The following is a 17,432-nucleotide window of genomic DNA, read 5'->3' as shown; positions in this document are numbered from 1 at the left end:
AAAAGATCAGCTCCTAAAAGATGGGTTTGTGGTAAACACCATTTTAAAGGAAGCTGATCTTTTTTGTCCGAACAGCGTTCGGATTAATTTTACAATCTACCAAATATCAACACTAGTTATTTTTTGGTTTTATCACTGGCGCTGTCAGCAGCACTTTTTGCTGTTGAAGTAGCTGACTTAGCAGCTGAGCCTGTTTGGCTTGCCTTGCTTTGCGCAGCGCTGGCGAGTGACTTAGCGGAGCTAGCCGTGGACTTTGCGGCACTAGCAACTTTGTCTGTAGCTGATTGTGCACTGGCCTCAGCCGCAGAAGCTTCCGAAGTTAATTTACTATCAGCTGTAATCACAATGTCGTCGCTATCGTCATCATCATCTTCGTCATTAACACCGTTCAGTTCGTCCCGCAATGAAGCCGTCTCATCATCAAAGTCGTCATGCTTCTGACGGAAACGGTCACGGAATGAAGCCCCACGATCACCTAATGAACCGGCAAAATCATGTGCTGATTCATTAGCCGATTCCGTGTAGTCTTTCAATGATTCTTTGGCATCGTCCACTGCGTCGGCAGCGTAAAATGCATAATCAACAGCCCGGTCACGGACCGCCTGATAGCGTTCTGTTGCTTCTTCACGTAATTTATCGCGTTGTTCCTGTGATAACGAACGATACCCAGCATAAGCTGCGGCACCGCCTAACACTAGTCCTAACCAAAAACCTTTAGCCATTTTGTCGTCCTTCTTTCACGTTATTTATTCGTTGTTCGAGACTGCTTTTTTGTTTGATGGTTTCGATACATCTTATAAACAGAGTTGGCAGCCTTAGTAGCAACGCCCACCTTGCCTGCGTTTTTACCAGTGCTGGTAACCCGTGTGGTCAGATCACGTGTTGCGTTATTTAAGTCTGAGACACTTTCACCTAAATCAGCAGCAGCCTGAAAGACTGGATCCACTGTTGCAACCTTGTGGTTCACATCATCTAACAGTTCGTTTGCATTACCAAGAATGTCTTCTACCTGCTTGGACAAAACATCCACAGAACTGCGGATAACCGCGACACTCTGGTTAACTTCGTGAAATGTCCGCAATAATACCATCAGAAAAATGCTAATAAAGATTGCCAAAATCAAGAATGCAATTGCTGCAATTACGCCACCTGTCATAATTTTTCCTCCAACTTTTCATAATGAATCATGTACTTAGCATCAGCATACCATAAACCGCAAACGCACAAAACCGTTTTCATTCGTCAATCATTATTCTGCGTCACTCAAGTTTGTGAGCTGAGTCATTTCTTCAGCCGATAATGCAATTCTCGAAGCAGCGGTGTTGCTAAAGAAGTGATTGACATTGCTAGTCCCAGGAATTGGTAGAATCACTTCTGAACGATGTAATAGCCATGCCAATGCTATTTGTGCCGGCGTTGCGCGATGTGCCTTCGCAATATCGGCCAATGGACCAGTGGCGGTGGCAAGATGCCCCGTTGCCAATGGATACCACGGAATAAAAGCGATATGATGCTGATCAGCGTAGTTCAAGACGTCTTCATCATGTCTATCCGTTAAATTATAGCGATTCTGAACTGATGCAATCGGCGTAATCTTTTGAGCTGCTTCAATATCATCAATCGTGACCTGACTTAACCCAATATGTTTAACCTTACCCTCTTTTTTCATATCGGCCAGCACGCCGACTTGGTCAGCTAATGGATAGTGCGGATCAATTCGATGCAACTGAATCAAATCAAGACTATCTAATCCCAATGAAAAAAGATTTATTTCAACTTGTTGGCGGAGATAATCGGGATTGCCAAGCGGCGTCCAAACATCTGGTCCTTGCCTGGTAAAGCCAACCTTGGTGGCAATCATTTTATGGGCACCTTCATAATCCTGCAAAGCTTGCCTAACATAGTCATTAGCAAACAATGGCCCATAAGCATCGGCCGTATCAATGAAATTAACATCACTGTTAAGAACAGCATCCATCACATCAACCGCAGCCTTAGGATCCGCATTTGGTCCCCAAACGCCCTTTCCTGGCAACTGCATCGTGCCGTACCCCAGTCGATTAACTTCTAATTCGTCATCAAACTTAAATGTTTTTGCTACCATGCTTAGCCTTTTCCTCCATAAGTAACAGTTAATTCTGGAACGGTACGTCCATCTCGCGTGCAAAACTCAATCGTCGTTTGATCACCAGTCGACGTGACGAGTGCAAACGTGCCGCCTAGACTGGCATATTGACCACGTGGCTGACTAATACTGCCAGGATTCAAGAAAATAATCCCAGACGTTTCAACCACGCCCAATTCATGCGAGTGTCCAAAAAAAGCAAAGTTTGCCTTTGCTTCCCGTGCGGCCAGAGCCAGTCGCGTTAAATCTTGTTTGATTCCGTAACGGTGACCATGGGTCAAGAAAATCCTTTTGTCATCCACGGCAACCGTCTGTGAAACAGGATATGAAGCATCAAAATCCATATTCCCGCCGACCACATGATAAGTTTCCCATAACGGATCGTCCGCAGGCAATTCAGAATCACCACAGTGAAAATAAGCATCCACTTGGCCTTTAAATTGATCTGCAAGGGTTACCAAAATGTCTCGATCACCATGACTGTCACTTACCACTAGTAATTTCATCAGTCTTCACGCCACCAAATTGGAAATTGTGCCATCAGTGAATCCATTGCTTTGCCACGATGACTAATCTCGTTTTTTTCATCCATATTCATCTGAGCAAAGGTCTTTTTCTTTGAAGCCACGTAAAATAGTGGGTCATAACCAAACCCATCTTTACCACGCGCCTCACGTAGAATTGTGCCACGCACATCTCCACTAACAAACAACCGTTTACCATTTGGCTTAACGGCCACAATCGTCGTGTGAAAATTAGCCGTGCGTTCATCATCAGGCACCTTGTCCATGGCTGCCAAAAGCTTACGGTTGTTTGCCTCATCATCGTGGTTGCCAGCATAACGAGCTGAGCGGATACCAGGTTCACCATTTAGCGCATCGACCTGGAGACCAGAATCGTCCGCAATAATCGGCAATTCGACCGTCTTTGCCAGCGCGTCCGCCTTAATTTGAGCGTTTTCAGCAAACGAACTACCATTTTCTGGCGGCATAGTCACACCAGGAAAATCCTTGAGCGTTAGTACTTTAATTCCCAGTGTTGCAAACCGTTTGCGGTATTCCGCAGCCTTACCTTCATTTTGAGTTGCAATTACAATTGTATCTGCCATAACTAGCCTCCACCTTGTTATTGTCTTACACCCTTAATAATGACCATTTTCAGTAAAAATTTCAATCAATGACCGCTTTATCCACATTCATTCCCGATAATTCAAGCCACTGCATCGCGATCGTTTTGAACATTGCTGGCGAACCAGTGGTAAAGTAGTGATCTTCGCCAACCTTTTCCTTAGCGGCCATGTGGTAAACATCAAGCAACTGAGCCACCACGTTGACAGTTTCTGCTCCGGAGTCAATCAAGGTTACATTACTCCCCATGACGTTTTGAATCAGCGGCCGTAACAACGGATAATGCGTACACCCCATGACGAGCGTGTCGATTTTGCTATTTGCAAATGGTTGTAGCCCCTGTGCCACGATTTGTTTTGCAATCGGTGCCTGGTATTCATTGCTTTCAACAAGTGTGACAAACTTCGGGCAGGCAACACTCTGCACATCAACCGTAGCATTCTGCGCATGAATCGCACGTGCATAGGAACCACTCTTGACTGTTCCCTCTGTCGCAATAACCCCAATATGGCCGTTTTTGGAAGCCTTGATGGCCGCCTTGGAACCTGGATTAATCACACCAATAACGGGAATCGTCATTTTCTTTTGCAGATCTGGTAGTGCGGCAGCGGTTGCGGTATTGCAAGCAATGACCAGCATTTTAATGCCTTGCTTTTCCAGAAAATGAACCATCTGCCAAGTAAAATCGACAACCTGTTCAGCGGGTCGTGGCCCATAAGGCAATCGAGCTTGATCACCAATAAAGCGGATCGTCTCGTTGGGCAATTGACGTAACGCTTGCTTAACCACCGTTAAACCGCCGACACCAGAATCTAAAAAGCCAATTGGCAAATCTGCCCGCAACCGAGTTTTATCCATTTCAACCATAATGACAAACGCCCCTTTATGTTTTCGTACCTTTTGCCGTTCTCTAAAAAACTTGAAACTATAGCATGACGCTTTCTGTGGTCTTTTTCAAGCATGCAGTCTGAAAACTTCTGTCCAGTCTTTTTTGACGGATGAAAGTTTGCCGCCGCAAGGCTATAATTAAGGTAATTATGTATTTTAAGGAGACCAGTCATGGACCAATCAACCTATAATAAACTTTTACAACAGCCCGCAGTGTCTGCACTCGGCGCTGGCTTCATACGCGATGAAGTGCTTCCCGCTATTCTGGGGAGTGATCAGCTCACCATTCTTTATTGGATTGGTCGCCAAATGGCGCGTCAAAATCCTCTTTCAGAAGAACAGGCCATTACCACTTTGTTCACACAACTTAATTTTGGTCGGCTGGTTCAAACCCACGGTGGTCGCAAACAACAACGTTTTGAACTAAACGGTCCAGCAGTCAGTCATCGGTTAGCTGCCTATCCGGAAGCAAGTTTCGACTTTGAGGCCGGTTTTCTCGCCCAAGAAATCGAGATCATTACTGGTGCTGCCACTGAAGGCACCGTTGATGAAATTCATAAAGACCATGTGACGTTTATCATTCAGAGTGATCCAAAAAACATCGTCGGTGAAGTTGCTGCCAGAGTACCGAGCTTAAAGATCAATAGTGAAAATACCACTAACGCGGAACAGTCAAAATAACTGTGAACTCAAAGTGCCTGCCACATGTGCCTCTATTGCCCATGATTTAAGATTACTTTTTTATGATTTAATAATTCAAAAACGATGTCAGCTGGCATCTATGTACGAAAAAACACTTCAAATCCATTATGGACTGAAGTGTTTTTTTACGACTAATTACTTTAGTCTAAAAATACTTTTAAAACATCAAAATGCGCATTACTCACACAAAACCCTAACTACTTAAAGCTGGTCAAATTTTGTGCTGTTGGATCCAACTGTTGCCAGTCTTTTGAGTAGTAACGTGTATTGATGTGATACTTCGGTTTAGCCTGTTTGTTAGCCATGAATGGACGAACACCCTCATCCACAGCAACCCAACCACGCCAGCCTAAGTGAATCGTGTCTTCCATAAAGTATGGTTGACCGCCATCCTGGCTCAAATCCAGCACATTATTGAAGCCTTGTGAGGACAATTGCTGCTTGATCTTATTGTTCGTTTGGTCGATCATCTCACGATTCAGTCCCGTATATTTGGCCCACCGCTCATTGATTGGTGGCAAGATGAACAGGACATCCGTATGCGTTTGTGCGAACTGATTCAGTACCAGCTCAAAATCACTGTATTCAGGAGATTTTCGGTAATCAAACTTAGCCTGTTCACCCTTTAGCTCTGCAACATGACCACGTAAACGATTACTGTAAAAACTATTCTTGATACCCAGTGAATTATTGGTTGTGTTCTCTTTACCCAACGTGGTTGCCGTTTTGTCGAGTGCAGCATAACTTTGGGAATCTGGCAATTGCTTGACGCCTTTATCAATCTTACTCAAGTTATGCCCTAAACGATAATCGGAGAAAAGTTGATCTTCATGAGATAAAATCAAAGCACTAACGGATAATTGAAGACGATTGTAATTTGATAACGGCTTGCCCTTAGCCACTTTACGTAACATTTGAGCAATTGCATGGTCTGAATGACCGGAAGGCATCTCTAACAATCTTTGGGCTGCATACCGATTCATTTTCGTATTCTGAATTTGTTGGAGCCAATCGACGGTCTGAAGCTTGGAATAGTAGAATCCAAAAGCATCCGGACGGGCACCCTGTGGCACAAACCACTGAGGAGAAATAATAAACACTGCTTTTTTATTTTTCATCTGAGTGTCAATCGTTTGCATCGAATAATACTGTGTTAACGATTGTGTACCGGCCGCACCGAGCAAAAACGGACGGTAATTACGGTGATACTTTTGCGCCAAAACAGATGGATGCAATGGATCCATCCGTGACAGCTCACTAGAGCCAAAAAATGGCACGTACTTACCAGCCAACGCCTGCTTTTTAATCTGACGGCCCTTAAAAACTTGTGGTGCTAATGAAACCGCCGCACGACGCTCCGTTTCCGCCGAGTTGTGAGCAAAGTTAATTGGCGAAAGTAATAGCAAAAGTAAAATGATGAATGCCGTAATGACCGGGCCGATAATCAACCAAAGTCGTTTCGAGGAATTCATGATTAGTCTACAAGTCCTTCCACCTTAGTCACAATTTTGTTAGGTGTGTCCCATTCGCTACGAACAAATTCAGATACAGGTACGTTAACACCTAACTGACTTTGTAATTCGAGTAACAACTGAACTGAACCCATTGAATCCATCAAACCAGAATCAAATAAGTTTGTGTCCATATCTTCCGAAACATCGTTCCCTGTTAAGTCGTTCAAAATTGAAATAACCGTTTCTTTAACATCCATAATTAGTTTTCCTCCTGTAATTAGCTAGCAATAACAACGTGTTACTAAATTAAATCACTTGGTTTAATAATGACCGAACCAAAGTTTGCTCAAGAATCCAGAGAAGAGCAAGAAACTAAAACAAACGAAGTTGAACGTCAGAAAAATCGCAAATGCTTCCGTCAGTTTATTGTGCGGAATACTCTCACGATGCTTCTTCTTAAAGCGTAGCCACCAATCGTTGACGACTAGTCCGACACCATGTAGTAACCCATAAGCAATGTAATACCAAGTTACCCCATGCCAGAACCCCATGATTAACATGTTAAAAATATAGGCAACATTGCTGACCGTTACCCGGCTCTTAAAAATCTTGTTTTTCATCATGGCAAAAACTAATCGCATGAAGACAAAATCACGAAACCAGAATGATAGCGTCATGTGCCAACGATTCCAGAAATCCTTCAAGTTATGAGACTTGAATGGCCGGTTAAAGTTCATCGGTGTTTCGATGCCCATCAAATATGAGATGGCAACAGCGAATAATGAATATCCGGCAAAATCAAAGAACAAATACATTGACCATGCGTACATTACCCCAACTAATGGCCATGAGAAGCCTGTTCCACCGTAGCGCAACGTTAACATTTCCAGCTTTGGTACAAGCATGGTACCAAATAAATAGGCTAATAAAAACTTATACATAAAGCCCAAGAAAATGTAATGCACGGCCTTTTCAATCATGCCAACATATTTTTCACGATCGGGAACTTTTTGATAATCATCAAGCCAACGTCTGTACCGATCAATTGGTCCCGACGAAATGGTTGGCATAAACAGTAAGAACTCAAGAAACAGCATCGGATGGAATTCTTTAATAATGCCATCCCGCATTTCCATGATCATCCCAACTGACCTAAAGGTTAAATAGCTAATCCCCAAAAATCCAAATAAAGAAGTATGTCCAGGATTGATGGCGGGCGTAATTTTAACAAACAGCAATGGCACAATACTCAATAAAAATGCGCCGTAAAAGATCCACCGATTATTGGCTTTTTTACGATAGGCCATATAACCGCCGACCATGAGCCACTCCCAAATCACGAAGCCAATCAGTGCCACACCTTGTTGCCACTTCTGACTATCAAACATCAAAAAGATAAAAACAAGCGACACGGCACTTTGGTACCAACGCCAGCGATGACCATGGTACAAACCGATCATTAGCGGGATTAACCCAATCAGCAGATAAACAAAGTATTGGGGATTCCCATATGGCTCTAAATTAATCATGCAGGGTTCACCTCGGCAATAATCGATTTAATGTCGACCTTCCCGTTTGCTGTCAATGGCAGGCTGTCCTTGTACACAAAACGGTTAGGAACCATATAATCCATCATGACATCTTTCAGTTCCTGTTTAATCGCCGTTGTTCGTTGAAGATCGTTCTTAAAGTCGTCCTTTGAATTCGGGACAATGTACGCCCACATTTGACTCACTTTGTGGTTGTTATCATACTTTGGCACTGCCACAGCCTGTTTGATCCACTTATTGGCGTCAAGATAATGATTAACCTCTTCCAGTTCGATTCGGTAGCCATGTAATTTGATTTGAAAGTCTATGCGACCTAAGTAATGCAACATGCCGTCTTCATCAAGAAAGCCAAGATCACCAGAATGATAGGCTGAGCGACCATCTTCTGTAAAGAATGCTTTTTCAGTTTTTTCTGGGTTATTAAGATAACCCTTAGAAACACTTGGTCCACTAATAATGATTTCGCCGTTCGTACCAGCAGGCAATGTCTTGTTTTCATCATCGACGATGCGAATCTGGGTGTCAGACTTAACCGTGCCAATTGGCAAACGCCCTTTTTCGATCAGCGCATCGGTTATTTCAACGCCAGTAACGGCAACTGTCGTTTCAGTTGGCCCATAAGTGTTGAAAATGTGCGCATGCGGAAAGCGCGCCCGTAAATTTTTCGCAGTAGAAACAGTCAGCTCTTCACCACAAAACAGAAAGTGACTCAAATCTGGCAAATGCTGTTCGTCAAATGTCGGTTCTAACAGACAAATGTCAGCAAACGATGGCGTCGAGACAAACACATTCAAGTTCATTGTCGGCAATGTTTCAAACAACTGTTTGAAATTATCCGTCACCTGTTTTGGCAGTGCCATTAAAGTACCACCCAGAGCCAGTGTTGGTGCCCAATCCATAACGGATAAATCAAACGAATATGGCGGCTGTGCCAACGTTACTGGATTTTGAGCCAGCTTAAAATCGTCGCTAAGCATCCAGTTTGTATAACTGAGCAAATTGGTGTGACTGATTTGCACACCCTTGGGCTTTCCCGTTGTTCCTGACGTGAAGATAATGTAGTAATTGTCATCACCATCCACAGGATGAGCCAACTGGTAAGTTGTAGTTTGTGCACTGAGCAAGTCACTTAACGTATCACCTGTCAGTACAGGTTGTTCGCCAACATCCACTGGCAATGCATCAACAGCAATCACTGCAGCTGGATGCGCAATATCCTCAATCATCGTTAACCGATCATTAGGTGAATGTTTATCCACCGGAATGTACGCATGCCCAGCCTTAACGGCGCCCAAAAAACTGGCAATCATTGCAAACTGTTGACCACCGAAAACGATAATCGGTGATTTAGCAGGTAGATTGAGTCCGTCCAAATAGGCAGCAATGGCGTCTGATGCACGTTTTAATTGTGCATATGTATGCGTCTCCCCCATGTCATTGTAAACAATGGCATCAGGGGTCGTTGCTGCCCAGTTATCGATCGTGGTAATCATATTATCAATCATAATTTCCCTCCATCCCACGTTCTAGAATTCGTTATAGATGAACTTACTCTGATTCAAGCCAGAGTAACTGTATAAGTAGATCAACAATAACAAAATCACGAAATAAAAAGCAGTCCGTAAGACAAATGTGACCCATGGCTGATTCAGCCATATTTTAAACTTTGCCATATTTTCTCTGTCCTCCACTTTGTACCAATATCTCCAGTATAACGATTTTGACCCCATTCATTGTTAAAAAAAGTCTTAAACTAGACTGGCTCTATTTTGGTACATCGACTAGCATACCAGAAAACACAAAAAAAGACCCTAACCACATAACGATGTGGTCGGAGTCTCACTAAATTCTCACTTTGCGAACATTACGCGAGAATCTACGCCATGTACTGTGCTAGCGTCTTTTGAATTTGTTCCTTTGTGTGGTAACCCACGAGTGTGTCCACAACATTGCCGTCTTTCTTGACGATTAACGTTGGAATCCCCATGATTCCAAATTTTGATGGTGTGTCAGGATTTTCATCCACATCCATCTTTGTAAACGAAACTTTATCACCCATCTCGTCTGCTAATTGTTCCACAACTGGTGATTGCATTTTACATGGTCCACACCAAGTTGCCCAGAAATCGGTTACCGCAACACCTTTATTAGTGTCTGCCTCATAGGTTTTGTCTGTTGTTACATTAACTGCCATAAACATTCAGCCTCCCGTTCACTAACTTTTTGTACGTAAACACAGTGTACTCTTTTTTGGGGAACACGCAATTCTTTTGCTTATCTCTACAAACTGACCACTTCACGCAGTCAATACGCCTTTAGTTGTCTTCACTAACCAAGTTTGACAACGGTTGCGCCATCACCACCGGCGTTTGCTGGTGCAAAACCAAAGCTTTTGACCCGCGGATTAGACCGCAAATACTCTGTTACTCCTTGGCGCAGTGCACCAGTTCCTTTACCATGGACAATCGTCACCTCACCAAGATTAGCCAACAACGCTGAATCGATAAAGCGATCCACTTCACTCATTGCGGCATCGTAACGGTGACCCCGCAAGTCTAATTGTGCCTGCGCGCGTGCACCGATATTACTATGAACTGCTGTACGGCTGGCACGTTGTTCCTTTTCATTGGCGGTTGGTTCATTAGACTTTTCAAGATCTGAATCGTCTACTTTCATCTTAAGCGCACCCATTTGAACTTCCCATTCATGCGCACTCAATTGACGATTGATCGTCCCATGTTGGCCATAAGATTTGACTACCACAGCATCCCCAGGATGGAACGTATGCTTTTTTCTCGCACGTGCCAATACTTTATTGTTAGCCAGTGACGGATCTTGTCTCAACGCATTAAGCTTTCCTTGGGCGTCAATGAGCTCGTTCTCGCGAACGCCAGCTCCCTGCTTCACTTCCATTTGACGCAGGTGATGAATGATCTTGTCGGACTGTTTCTTGGCATCTGCCACAATGTGATTTGCTTCTTGTTTTGCCACATCCAGCTGATGCGTTTTTTGCTCCGTGAATCGATCAAATTGAGCAGTCAACTCGGTCTGTAACTTTGTCGCGTCAGCTAATTGTTCAGCCAACGCAGCTGCCTCATCCGTAGCTTGTTTACGTTGGGCAACAAGATCCCCAATCATCGCATTCAAATCTTGGCTATCTTGACTCGTCAACTCACGCGCCGCCGCGATAATATCTGAACGCAATCCTAATCGCTGCGAAATTTCCAATGCATTTGAACGTCCTGGAATGCCTAATAGTAACCGATAAGTTGGCTGTAATGTCTCCGCGTCAAACTCCATGCTAGCATTCGTTGTCCGTGGCCGATCATAGCCATAAGCCTTTAATTCAGGATAGTGGGTAGTGGCCACCACGTCCGCGCCAATCGTTCCAAATGCATCTAGGATAGCAATCGCTAGCGCGGCGCCTTCTTTAGGATCCGTCCCGGCGCCGATTTCGTCTACCAACACTAAACTGTTTGACGTTGCTTGATTTAGTATCTGAATCAAATTGTCCATATGCGAGCTAAACGTACTTAGCGACTGTTCAATGGACTGCTCGTCACCAATATCAGCAAAAACATTGTCAAACACAGCGACATGACTTCCCTCAAATGCCGGAATAAATAGGCCGGATTGCGCCATTAATTGGCTTAGTCCCAATGTTTTCAAAGTAATCGTTTTACCGCCTGTATTAGGTCCGGTGATAATGATCGCATCGTAATCGTCGCCAAGTGTGATGTCATTAGGTACGGCTGTTTCAGGATCTAATAATGGATGCCGTGCTTGCCTTAAGTTAATGTGTCCATCTATGCTCAATTGTGGCTCTGTCGCATTTAATTGATGCGCATAACGGGCCTTAGCATTTACAAAATCTAGATGTCCCAACACATCCGCATTTGCCAAGATATCTTCACGGTGTGGTGTTAGCACGGCCGATAATTCTTGTAAAATACGGGCCTCTTCATTACGTTCCTGAACCTGGCTCTGTCGCAAACGATTGTTTAAGTCCACCACATCTTCTGGTTCAATATATAAGGTTTGACCGGATTGACTTTCATCATGAACGACACCGCCCAAACGTCCGCGATACTCTGTTTTGACCGGAACAACGTAACGATCATTACGCATCGTGATAATTGGCTCACTCAAATACCGGGCCTGCTTGCCACGAACGTAATTTTGCATACGAGACCGAATTAGGTCTTCGGTGCTCTTAATGCGGCGACGAATTGCGGCCAGTTCCTCACTTGCAGCATCACTAACCCGACCATCTGGCTCAATCGCAGTGTTTAACTGACGCGTTAGGTCAGGCAATGCAACAATTTGTTTGGCCGTCTCATTGAGTTGTCGCAGCTCAGTTCCGTCCTCCGCCAATTGACTGAAGAAAGTTCTGACGCTCATTGCAGTTTGCAAAACACGACCAACTGCAGCTAATTCAGTTCCGTTTAGGGCCGCGTCAATGGCCAATCGTTTCATGTGCGGGGTCAAATCAGCCAGTTCTGGCAACGGAATACCGCCTTTAAGCCTAAGAATGTCCGTGGCATCCTTTGTTTCGTCCAAACGTCGCTGAATGATACTGGGATCCGTTGCCGGCTGTAATTCAGCAAGCTCTCTATGACCAATCGGCGAGCTTAACATACCGGTCATTTTTTCTTTTACTTTATCAAATTCGAGGGTTGTGAGCCCACGTTTATTCATCAATTTATATTCAGTCCTTTTCTACCGAGTCAGCCACCATTGAAAGATCTTTTCTGACAGCAGTGGTGTTTGGTGCAAAATCCAGTGACTTACTGGTGAATGTAATAATTGATCATGTATCCATACTGCCGGCCAGACAGAAGCAATTGCGAGACCAAAAAAGATTAATACATACATCAGTAACCCGGCAATCAACGCACCACTCAGGGCGTTGATACCGTGAATCACCGGGATATTGGTAAATAATTTTAACGATCGCGTTAACCAGCGAAGAAGAAGCAAACCAACAATCATCAATAGCCAAAAGGCCAAACCGGCGGACCAAAAATGATTTACGTGGCTATTCAATAGCTGATCATTAGCGGTTGGTTGATGATTCATCGGCAACAAATGGGCCAGCCAACCCGCCACTGTTGGCGTTAATAGTTTGACAATGATAATGACAAACACATAGCCAACTGTCGTGGCAACTTCAACGACAAAACCACGCCGATACCCTCTGCCCAACGCGATAAGCAGTAATAATATAACAATTAACGATAACACCATACTGTTACGCTCCACCTATTTCTAGATTTAAGTCAGTTAACGCAAGCAGCGCTGCACTCCTCATGAATAGGAATACAGCGCCGTCATTAAACACAAGTCAGTTACAAGTTAATTCGACATGTTTGAGTCATCATCGAGGAAAGTATTTAACATTTCCTCAACCATGTCCCATTCGTCGTCATTCTCAATCGGTGATAGTTCGCCTTCTGTAGAACCATCTTCCTCAGGATCAAATGCATATGCCTGAATGTCCACTTCTTCATCATCTGCCGCGCTGGCTGGATAAAGTAAAATGTATGATTTGCCATAATCGTCTGACTTAAACGTAAATAAAACATTGTAAAGTGTCTCATTGCCATTATCGTCAACTAATGTAATTTGTTGTTCGTCGTTGTCTTCTGCACCACTGTGTTTTGTTTCTGCCATTTTGGTTCCTACTTTCTTTATTGCGATATGAAGAATTTTTACAAAATTAAACGACTGATTGTCACCTTAGACATCCGACAATCATGCCTGTGTCAGTTTACCATGACCGTCTAAATAATTCTGCAAAATTAGAGCAGCAGCTAACTTATCGATTACTTGTTTACGCTTTTTACGTGAGGTATCTGCTTGTTCAACGAGCATTCGTTCTGCCTCAACCGTTGTCAACCGTTCATCGACAAAGTCAACCGGTTGGTGAAAACGCTCAGTGAGTAACTCACCATAATGCTGCGACGCCGCCACACGTGGTCCAAGCGTGTTGTTCATATTTTTCGGTAATCCCAGCACAAAGCCCTGTGTCCCATGAGCCTTGACCAACGCTTCAATTCGATCTAAACCGAATTCACCCTCATCTTCATTGATGCGGACAATTTCAACACCTTGCGCGGTCCAACCAAAAGCGTCACTGACTGCAACACCCACGGTGCGTGAACCAACATCTAATCCCATTAATTTCATTTATTGTTGTTATCCGCCTTTAAATATGAACGTACTAGTTCTTCAATAATTTCGTCGCGCTCATGCTTCCGAATCAAATTGCGAGCATCATTCAAACGCGGAATGTATGCTGGATCCCCCGATAACAAGTATCCGACAATCTGATTGATCGGGTTATAGCCCTTTTCTTCAAGTGCAGCATACACCGTTGTTAACGTATCATGCACGTCTTTTTGTTGCTGATTATTAAAATCAAAGAACATGGTTTTATCTGTCGTACTCATCTGTATCCCTCCATGGTCAATCAACCCAACGGACTTCCGCGTGCAGTTACAGACCATTACCGTGAGCCTTAAAATCTACACACTCCGATTAATAACTATTCTACTGAAACATTAGCCAAATAACAATTATCCAGCCCATTGTAACCGTATTGTCAAATAAACAGCCCCAAACTGAAACAAAAACAGAAACTAACGATGATTTCACCGTTAATTTCCGTTTTCAATAAACACATTATGATCAATAACACCATTAGTTACGCTTAATTACACAAGTAACTTTGAGTGAGCCAATACTTTAATTTATTATTTTTCCAACCAAGTCTTGGCCTGAGCCAAAGCTTCGCTAATACCATCTGGGTTCTTGCCACCGGCCTGAGCCATGTCAGGACGGCCACCGCCACCACCATTAATCGCTGGCGCAATCGCCTTGATAAGATCACCCGCTTTGCGACCGACCTTAACCTGATCCGGTGCCATTGCCACTAACAAGCTGGCTTTACCTTCACTGGCAGTTGCCAATACAAGCACATCTGAAGGTAACTTTTGTTTCCAATCATCGGCTAGTTGCCGTAATTGACCCATGCCAGCAACGCTAACCTGCTGAGCAATTAGGGTTGTTCCGTTGACAGTTTCAATATTGTCAAATGCACTAGCAGCTTGTTGGGCAGCCATCTTAGCTTGCAATGCGCGCTGATCGCTTTCAAGTTGTTTGACTTCACCCTGAAGTGCTTCAACACGATGTGGCACTTCCTTTAGTTGTGGTGCCTTAACCAATGCAGCAGTTTGGCTCAACAAGTTTTCTTCATCGTTTAAGAACTTAAAGGCATCTCCAGCTGTGACAGCCTCGATCCGGCGCACACCTGCACCAACACCAGTTTCTGACACAATCTTGAATAAGCCCAGCTCGTTTGTATTTGAAACATGGTCGCCACCACAGAATTCTGTGTTGAAGTCACCAACAGAAACAACCCGCACCCGTTTGCCATACTTTTCAGAGAACATGGCAATAGCGCCCATCTTCTTGGCCGTTTCGATGTCGGTTTCCACAGTTTTTACAGGGATTTCAGCAAAGATTTGGTCATTAACCATCTGTTCAACCTTATGCAGATCTTCACTGGTAACTTGACCAAAGTGTGTAAAATCAAACCTCAAGTAATGCGGTTCAACCAATGAACCTGCCTGAGCAGTATGCGTTCCCAGTACGTTACGCAGTGACTGGTCTAACAAGTGGGTAGCCGTATGATTTTTTTCGATCTTGCTGTGTCGTGCAGCATCTACCGTTAACGTATAAGTTGCGCCTTTAACCAGCTTGCCAGTCACCTTCACTGTATGCAAGTTCTGACCGTTTGGTGCATGTTGAACATCCGTAACTTTAGCTACTTGATGTCCAGCCTCATCAACAATACTGCCAGTATCGGCAACCTGACCACCCATTTCGGCATAGAACGGTGTCATATCAAAGATAACTTCGGCACTGTCAGCATTTTCATCGGCCTGATCGACTAATTTTTCATCAACAATAATATCAAGCAACTTAGCATTTTCAACCGTTAACTGGTTATAGCCCACGTACTTGCTAACTGACTTAATATCCGTTAACAAGGCACGCTGAACACCCATTGATTTAGCTGATGAACGCGCATTACGAGCCCGGGCACGCTGCTTTTCCATTTCGCTCTTAAAGCCTTCTTGATCAACGCCTAAGCCTTCATCGCCTGCATATTCGGTGGTCAATTCAACGGGGAAACCGTAAGTATCAAATAACTTAAAGGCTTCTGCCCCGTCTAACTGCGTTTTTCCAGCAGCCTTGGTTGCAGCAATCGTATCATTCAACAACGATAAACCAGTGTCCAAGGTCACATTGAACCGATCTTCCTCAGAATGAATGACGCCGGCAATATAATCAGCTTGTTCCAGAACAGCTGGGTAATGACTCTTCATAATTTCGCCAACAACTGGCACAAGCTTGTATAGAAAGGCTTCGTTAATACCTAACTTTTTACCATTCAAAATGGCCCGACGAATCAATCGACGAATGACATAGCCACGGCCTTCATTTGATGGTAATGCGCCGTCACCGATAGCAAACGTAACTGCCCGAGCGTGGTCAGCAATAATTTTGAAGGAAACGTCGTCAGTCTTGTTAGACTCATACTTTTTACCATCAGAAAGCTGTTCTGTCGCCCGAATGATTGGTAAAAACAAATCCGTTTCAAAGTTGGTCCGGGCATGTTGGAACACAGAAACAACCCGTTCCAATCCCATCCCCGTATCAATGTTTTTATGCGGCAATGGTTCGTAAGTACCATCCGGTGTGTGGTTAAACTGTGAGAACACAATGTTCCAAATCTCTAGGTAACGTTCATTTTCACCACCGGGATAATTTTCTGGATCATCCTCGGCAACATTGTTCATCTCTTGACCACGATCATAGAAGATTTCTGAGTCAGGACCTGAAGGACCTTGACCAATATCCCAGAAATTATCCTCTGCCTCCACAATATGGTCTTCTTTAACACCGGCATCAAGCCACTCTACCTTAGCGTCAGTATCCTTTGGATAAACTGTGATGTACAGTTTTTCTGGATTGAAATCAAACCATTGTTCGCTGGTTAATAGTTCCCAAGCCCAGTGAACAGCGTCATGTTTGAAGTAGTCGCCCACGGAAAAGTTTCCCAGCATCTCAAACAACGTGTGATGACGCGCCGTCCGACCAACGTTTTCAATATCATTAGTCCGAATACTCTTTTGTGAACTCGTCATCCGTGGATTATCAGGCACAACGGATCCATCAAAATATTTCTTCATCGTTGCAACACCAGAGTTGATCCATAACAAAGTTGGATCATCCACAGGAACTAGTGAAGCACTAGGCATAATTTTATGACCGTGCTGTTCAAAAAAATCAAGGTACATTTGCCGAACTTGGCTACTTGTTAATTCTTTCATGACTTTCCTTTCATCACCTGTGACAGAAACAAAAAACAACACTGCCGCTTGCAAAGACGGCCAAGGGCCGCGGTACCACTTTGCTTGCAACGATGTTGTCGTTAACCACTCACTCATAACGCTGAGTCGCGTGTTTGTTTTAAAACAAGTGTTTATCAAATTTTATTCAAGGGAGCACAGTCACG

Annotated in this window: 19 protein-coding genes; 1 reads left to right on the top strand and 18 read right to left on the bottom strand. The window is 43.9% G+C overall.

From position 1 onward, the window contains the following. Window positions 1-116 precede the first annotated feature (116 nt). The 6 genes from GB992_RS01210 to racE form a co-directional block, all read right to left on the bottom strand. Complete coding sequence (locus GB992_RS01210) at window positions 117-722, bottom strand: hypothetical protein (RefSeq protein ID WP_161000883.1); 606 nt, start codon at window positions 720-722, stop codon at window positions 117-119. 20 nt (window positions 723-742) lie between these two features. Beyond that, entirely contained in the window at window positions 743-1,156 is a 414-nt protein-coding gene (locus tag GB992_RS01205) for a DUF948 domain-containing protein (protein WP_161000882.1), read from the bottom strand. Between the two features lie 93 nt (window positions 1,157-1,249). Then, window positions 1,250-2,104, bottom strand: a complete 855-nt coding sequence (locus GB992_RS01200) for an aldo/keto reductase (protein WP_161000881.1) — start codon at window positions 2,102-2,104, stop codon at window positions 1,250-1,252. A 2-nt stretch (window positions 2,105-2,106) separates the two neighbouring features. After that, window positions 2,107-2,631, bottom strand: coding sequence for a metallophosphoesterase (locus GB992_RS01195; RefSeq protein ID WP_161000880.1), 525 nt, complete (start codon window positions 2,629-2,631; stop codon window positions 2,107-2,109). Beyond that, entirely contained in the window at window positions 2,631-3,233 is a 603-nt protein-coding gene (locus GB992_RS01190; protein ID WP_161000879.1) for an XTP/dITP diphosphatase, read from the bottom strand. The genes GB992_RS01195 and GB992_RS01190 overlap by 1 nt, the downstream gene beginning before the upstream one ends. A gap of 61 nt (window positions 3,234-3,294) precedes the next feature. Next, window positions 3,295-4,119: a glutamate racemase gene (racE, locus tag GB992_RS01185; protein WP_161000878.1), complete on the bottom strand. Its 825-nt coding sequence runs from the start codon at window positions 4,117-4,119 to the stop codon at window positions 3,295-3,297. 192 nt (window positions 4,120-4,311) lie between these two features. On the opposite strand from racE, the gene GB992_RS01180 reads away from it, so the two are divergent. Continuing rightward, window positions 4,312-4,821 carry a DUF2507 domain-containing protein gene (locus GB992_RS01180; protein ID WP_161000877.1) on the top strand — a complete coding sequence of 170 codons (510 nt, stop codon included), beginning with the start codon at window positions 4,312-4,314 and terminating at the stop codon, window positions 4,819-4,821. A gap of 218 nt (window positions 4,822-5,039) precedes the next feature. Here GB992_RS01180 and dltD read toward each other — a convergent pair whose 3' ends face one another. The 12 genes from dltD to alaS all read right to left on the bottom strand — a co-directional run bounded on the left by dltD (window position 5,040) and on the right by alaS (window position 17,247). Then, window positions 5,040-6,314, bottom strand: coding sequence for a D-alanyl-lipoteichoic acid biosynthesis protein DltD (gene dltD / locus GB992_RS01175; RefSeq protein ID WP_161000876.1), 1,275 nt, complete (start codon window positions 6,312-6,314; stop codon window positions 5,040-5,042). A 2-nt stretch (window positions 6,315-6,316) separates the two neighbouring features. Then, the gene (dltC, locus tag GB992_RS01170) at window positions 6,317-6,553 is read right to left on the bottom strand and encodes a D-alanine--poly(phosphoribitol) ligase subunit DltC (RefSeq protein ID WP_017261174.1); all 237 of its coding nucleotides are present in this window, start codon (window positions 6,551-6,553) and stop codon (window positions 6,317-6,319) included. A 63-nt stretch (window positions 6,554-6,616) separates the two neighbouring features. Beyond that, window positions 6,617-7,825 carry a D-alanyl-lipoteichoic acid biosynthesis protein DltB gene (gene dltB / locus GB992_RS01165; protein WP_161000875.1) on the bottom strand — a complete coding sequence of 403 codons (1,209 nt, stop codon included), beginning with the start codon at window positions 7,823-7,825 and terminating at the stop codon, window positions 6,617-6,619. Then, entirely contained in the window at window positions 7,822-9,351 is a 1,530-nt protein-coding gene (gene dltA, locus GB992_RS01160) for a D-alanine--poly(phosphoribitol) ligase subunit DltA (RefSeq protein WP_161000874.1), read from the bottom strand. The genes dltB and dltA overlap by 4 nt, the downstream gene beginning before the upstream one ends. A 21-nt stretch (window positions 9,352-9,372) precedes the next feature. Further along, window positions 9,373-9,519: a teichoic acid D-Ala incorporation-associated protein DltX gene (locus GB992_RS01155; RefSeq protein WP_017261177.1), complete on the bottom strand. Its 147-nt coding sequence runs from the start codon at window positions 9,517-9,519 to the stop codon at window positions 9,373-9,375. A 203-nt stretch (window positions 9,520-9,722) separates the two neighbouring features. Further along, window positions 9,723-10,040: a thioredoxin gene (trxA, locus tag GB992_RS01150; RefSeq protein WP_161000873.1), complete on the bottom strand. Its 318-nt coding sequence runs from the start codon at window positions 10,038-10,040 to the stop codon at window positions 9,723-9,725. A 134-nt stretch (window positions 10,041-10,174) separates the two neighbouring features. After that, on the bottom strand, window positions 10,175-12,544 hold the full coding sequence (locus tag GB992_RS01145; RefSeq protein WP_161000906.1) for an endonuclease MutS2: 2,370 nt from the start codon (window positions 12,542-12,544) through the stop codon (window positions 10,175-10,177). Between the two features lie 21 nt (window positions 12,545-12,565). Continuing rightward, on the bottom strand, window positions 12,566-13,093 hold the full coding sequence (locus tag GB992_RS01140; RefSeq protein WP_161000872.1) for a CvpA family protein: 528 nt from the start codon (window positions 13,091-13,093) through the stop codon (window positions 12,566-12,568). 108 nt (window positions 13,094-13,201) lie between these two features. Further along, a complete protein-coding gene (locus GB992_RS01135; protein ID WP_017261181.1) occupies window positions 13,202-13,519 on the bottom strand; it encodes a DUF1292 domain-containing protein in 318 nt (105 codons plus the stop codon). 81 nt (window positions 13,520-13,600) lie between these two features. Continuing rightward, entirely contained in the window at window positions 13,601-14,035 is a 435-nt protein-coding gene (gene ruvX, locus GB992_RS01130) for a Holliday junction resolvase RuvX (protein ID WP_161000871.1), read from the bottom strand. Then, a complete protein-coding gene (locus GB992_RS01125; protein ID WP_161000870.1) occupies window positions 14,032-14,298 on the bottom strand; it encodes an IreB family regulatory phosphoprotein in 267 nt (88 codons plus the stop codon). The genes ruvX and GB992_RS01125 overlap by 4 nt, the downstream gene beginning before the upstream one ends. A gap of 303 nt (window positions 14,299-14,601) precedes the next feature. Next, complete coding sequence (gene alaS, locus GB992_RS01120; protein WP_161000905.1) at window positions 14,602-17,247, bottom strand: alanine--tRNA ligase; 2,646 nt, start codon at window positions 17,245-17,247, stop codon at window positions 14,602-14,604. Window positions 17,248-17,432: the final 185 nt, after the last annotated feature.

It is taken from the genome of Furfurilactobacillus milii (genome assembly GCF_009863985.1).
In the GTDB taxonomy this organism is placed as follows: domain Bacteria; phylum Bacillota; class Bacilli; order Lactobacillales; family Lactobacillaceae; genus Furfurilactobacillus; species Furfurilactobacillus milii_A.
Note: the sequence above shows the minus strand (reverse complement) of the source record. Positions and strands in the feature narration are given on the sequence as shown.

Coding starts and splice junctions, on each gene's coding strand:
- trxA (WP_161000873.1), bottom strand. CDS start 10,040: ATGGCAGTTAATGTAACAACAGACAAAACCTATGAGGCAGACACTAAT.
- GB992_RS01155 (WP_017261177.1), bottom strand. CDS start 9,519: ATGGCAAAGTTTAAAATATGGCTGAATCAGCCATGGGTCACATTTGTC.
- dltC (WP_017261174.1), bottom strand. CDS start 6,553: ATGGATGTTAAAGAAACGGTTATTTCAATTTTGAACGACTTAACAGGG.
- GB992_RS01140 (WP_161000872.1), bottom strand. CDS start 13,093: ATGGTGTTATCGTTAATTGTTATATTATTACTGCTTATCGCGTTGGGC.
- GB992_RS01205 (WP_161000882.1), bottom strand. CDS start 1,156: ATGACAGGTGGCGTAATTGCAGCAATTGCATTCTTGATTTTGGCAATC.
- GB992_RS01190 (WP_161000879.1), bottom strand. CDS start 3,233: ATGGCAGATACAATTGTAATTGCAACTCAAAATGAAGGTAAGGCTGCG.
- dltA (WP_161000874.1), bottom strand. CDS start 9,351: ATGATTGATAATATGATTACCACGATCGATAACTGGGCAGCAACGACC.
- GB992_RS01135 (WP_017261181.1), bottom strand. CDS start 13,519: ATGGCAGAAACAAAACACAGTGGTGCAGAAGACAACGACGAACAACAA.
- GB992_RS01200 (WP_161000881.1), bottom strand. CDS start 2,104: ATGGTAGCAAAAACATTTAAGTTTGATGACGAATTAGAAGTTAATCGA.
- GB992_RS01210 (WP_161000883.1), bottom strand. CDS start 722: ATGGCTAAAGGTTTTTGGTTAGGACTAGTGTTAGGCGGTGCCGCAGCT.
- dltD (WP_161000876.1), bottom strand. CDS start 6,314: ATGAATTCCTCGAAACGACTTTGGTTGATTATCGGCCCGGTCATTACG.
- ruvX (WP_161000871.1), bottom strand. CDS start 14,035: ATGAAATTAATGGGATTAGATGTTGGTTCACGCACCGTGGGTGTTGCA.
- GB992_RS01180 (WP_161000877.1), top strand. CDS start 4,312: ATGGACCAATCAACCTATAATAAACTTTTACAACAGCCCGCAGTGTCT.
- GB992_RS01145 (WP_161000906.1), bottom strand. CDS start 12,544: ATGAATAAACGTGGGCTCACAACCCTCGAATTTGATAAAGTAAAAGAA.
- racE (WP_161000878.1), bottom strand. CDS start 4,119: ATGGTTGAAATGGATAAAACTCGGTTGCGGGCAGATTTGCCAATTGGC.
- GB992_RS01125 (WP_161000870.1), bottom strand. CDS start 14,298: ATGAGTACGACAGATAAAACCATGTTCTTTGATTTTAATAATCAGCAA.
- dltB (WP_161000875.1), bottom strand. CDS start 7,825: ATGATTAATTTAGAGCCATATGGGAATCCCCAATACTTTGTTTATCTG.
- GB992_RS01195 (WP_161000880.1), bottom strand. CDS start 2,631: ATGAAATTACTAGTGGTAAGTGACAGTCATGGTGATCGAGACATTTTG.
- alaS (WP_161000905.1), bottom strand. CDS start 17,247: ATGAAAGAATTAACAAGTAGCCAAGTTCGGCAAATGTACCTTGATTTT.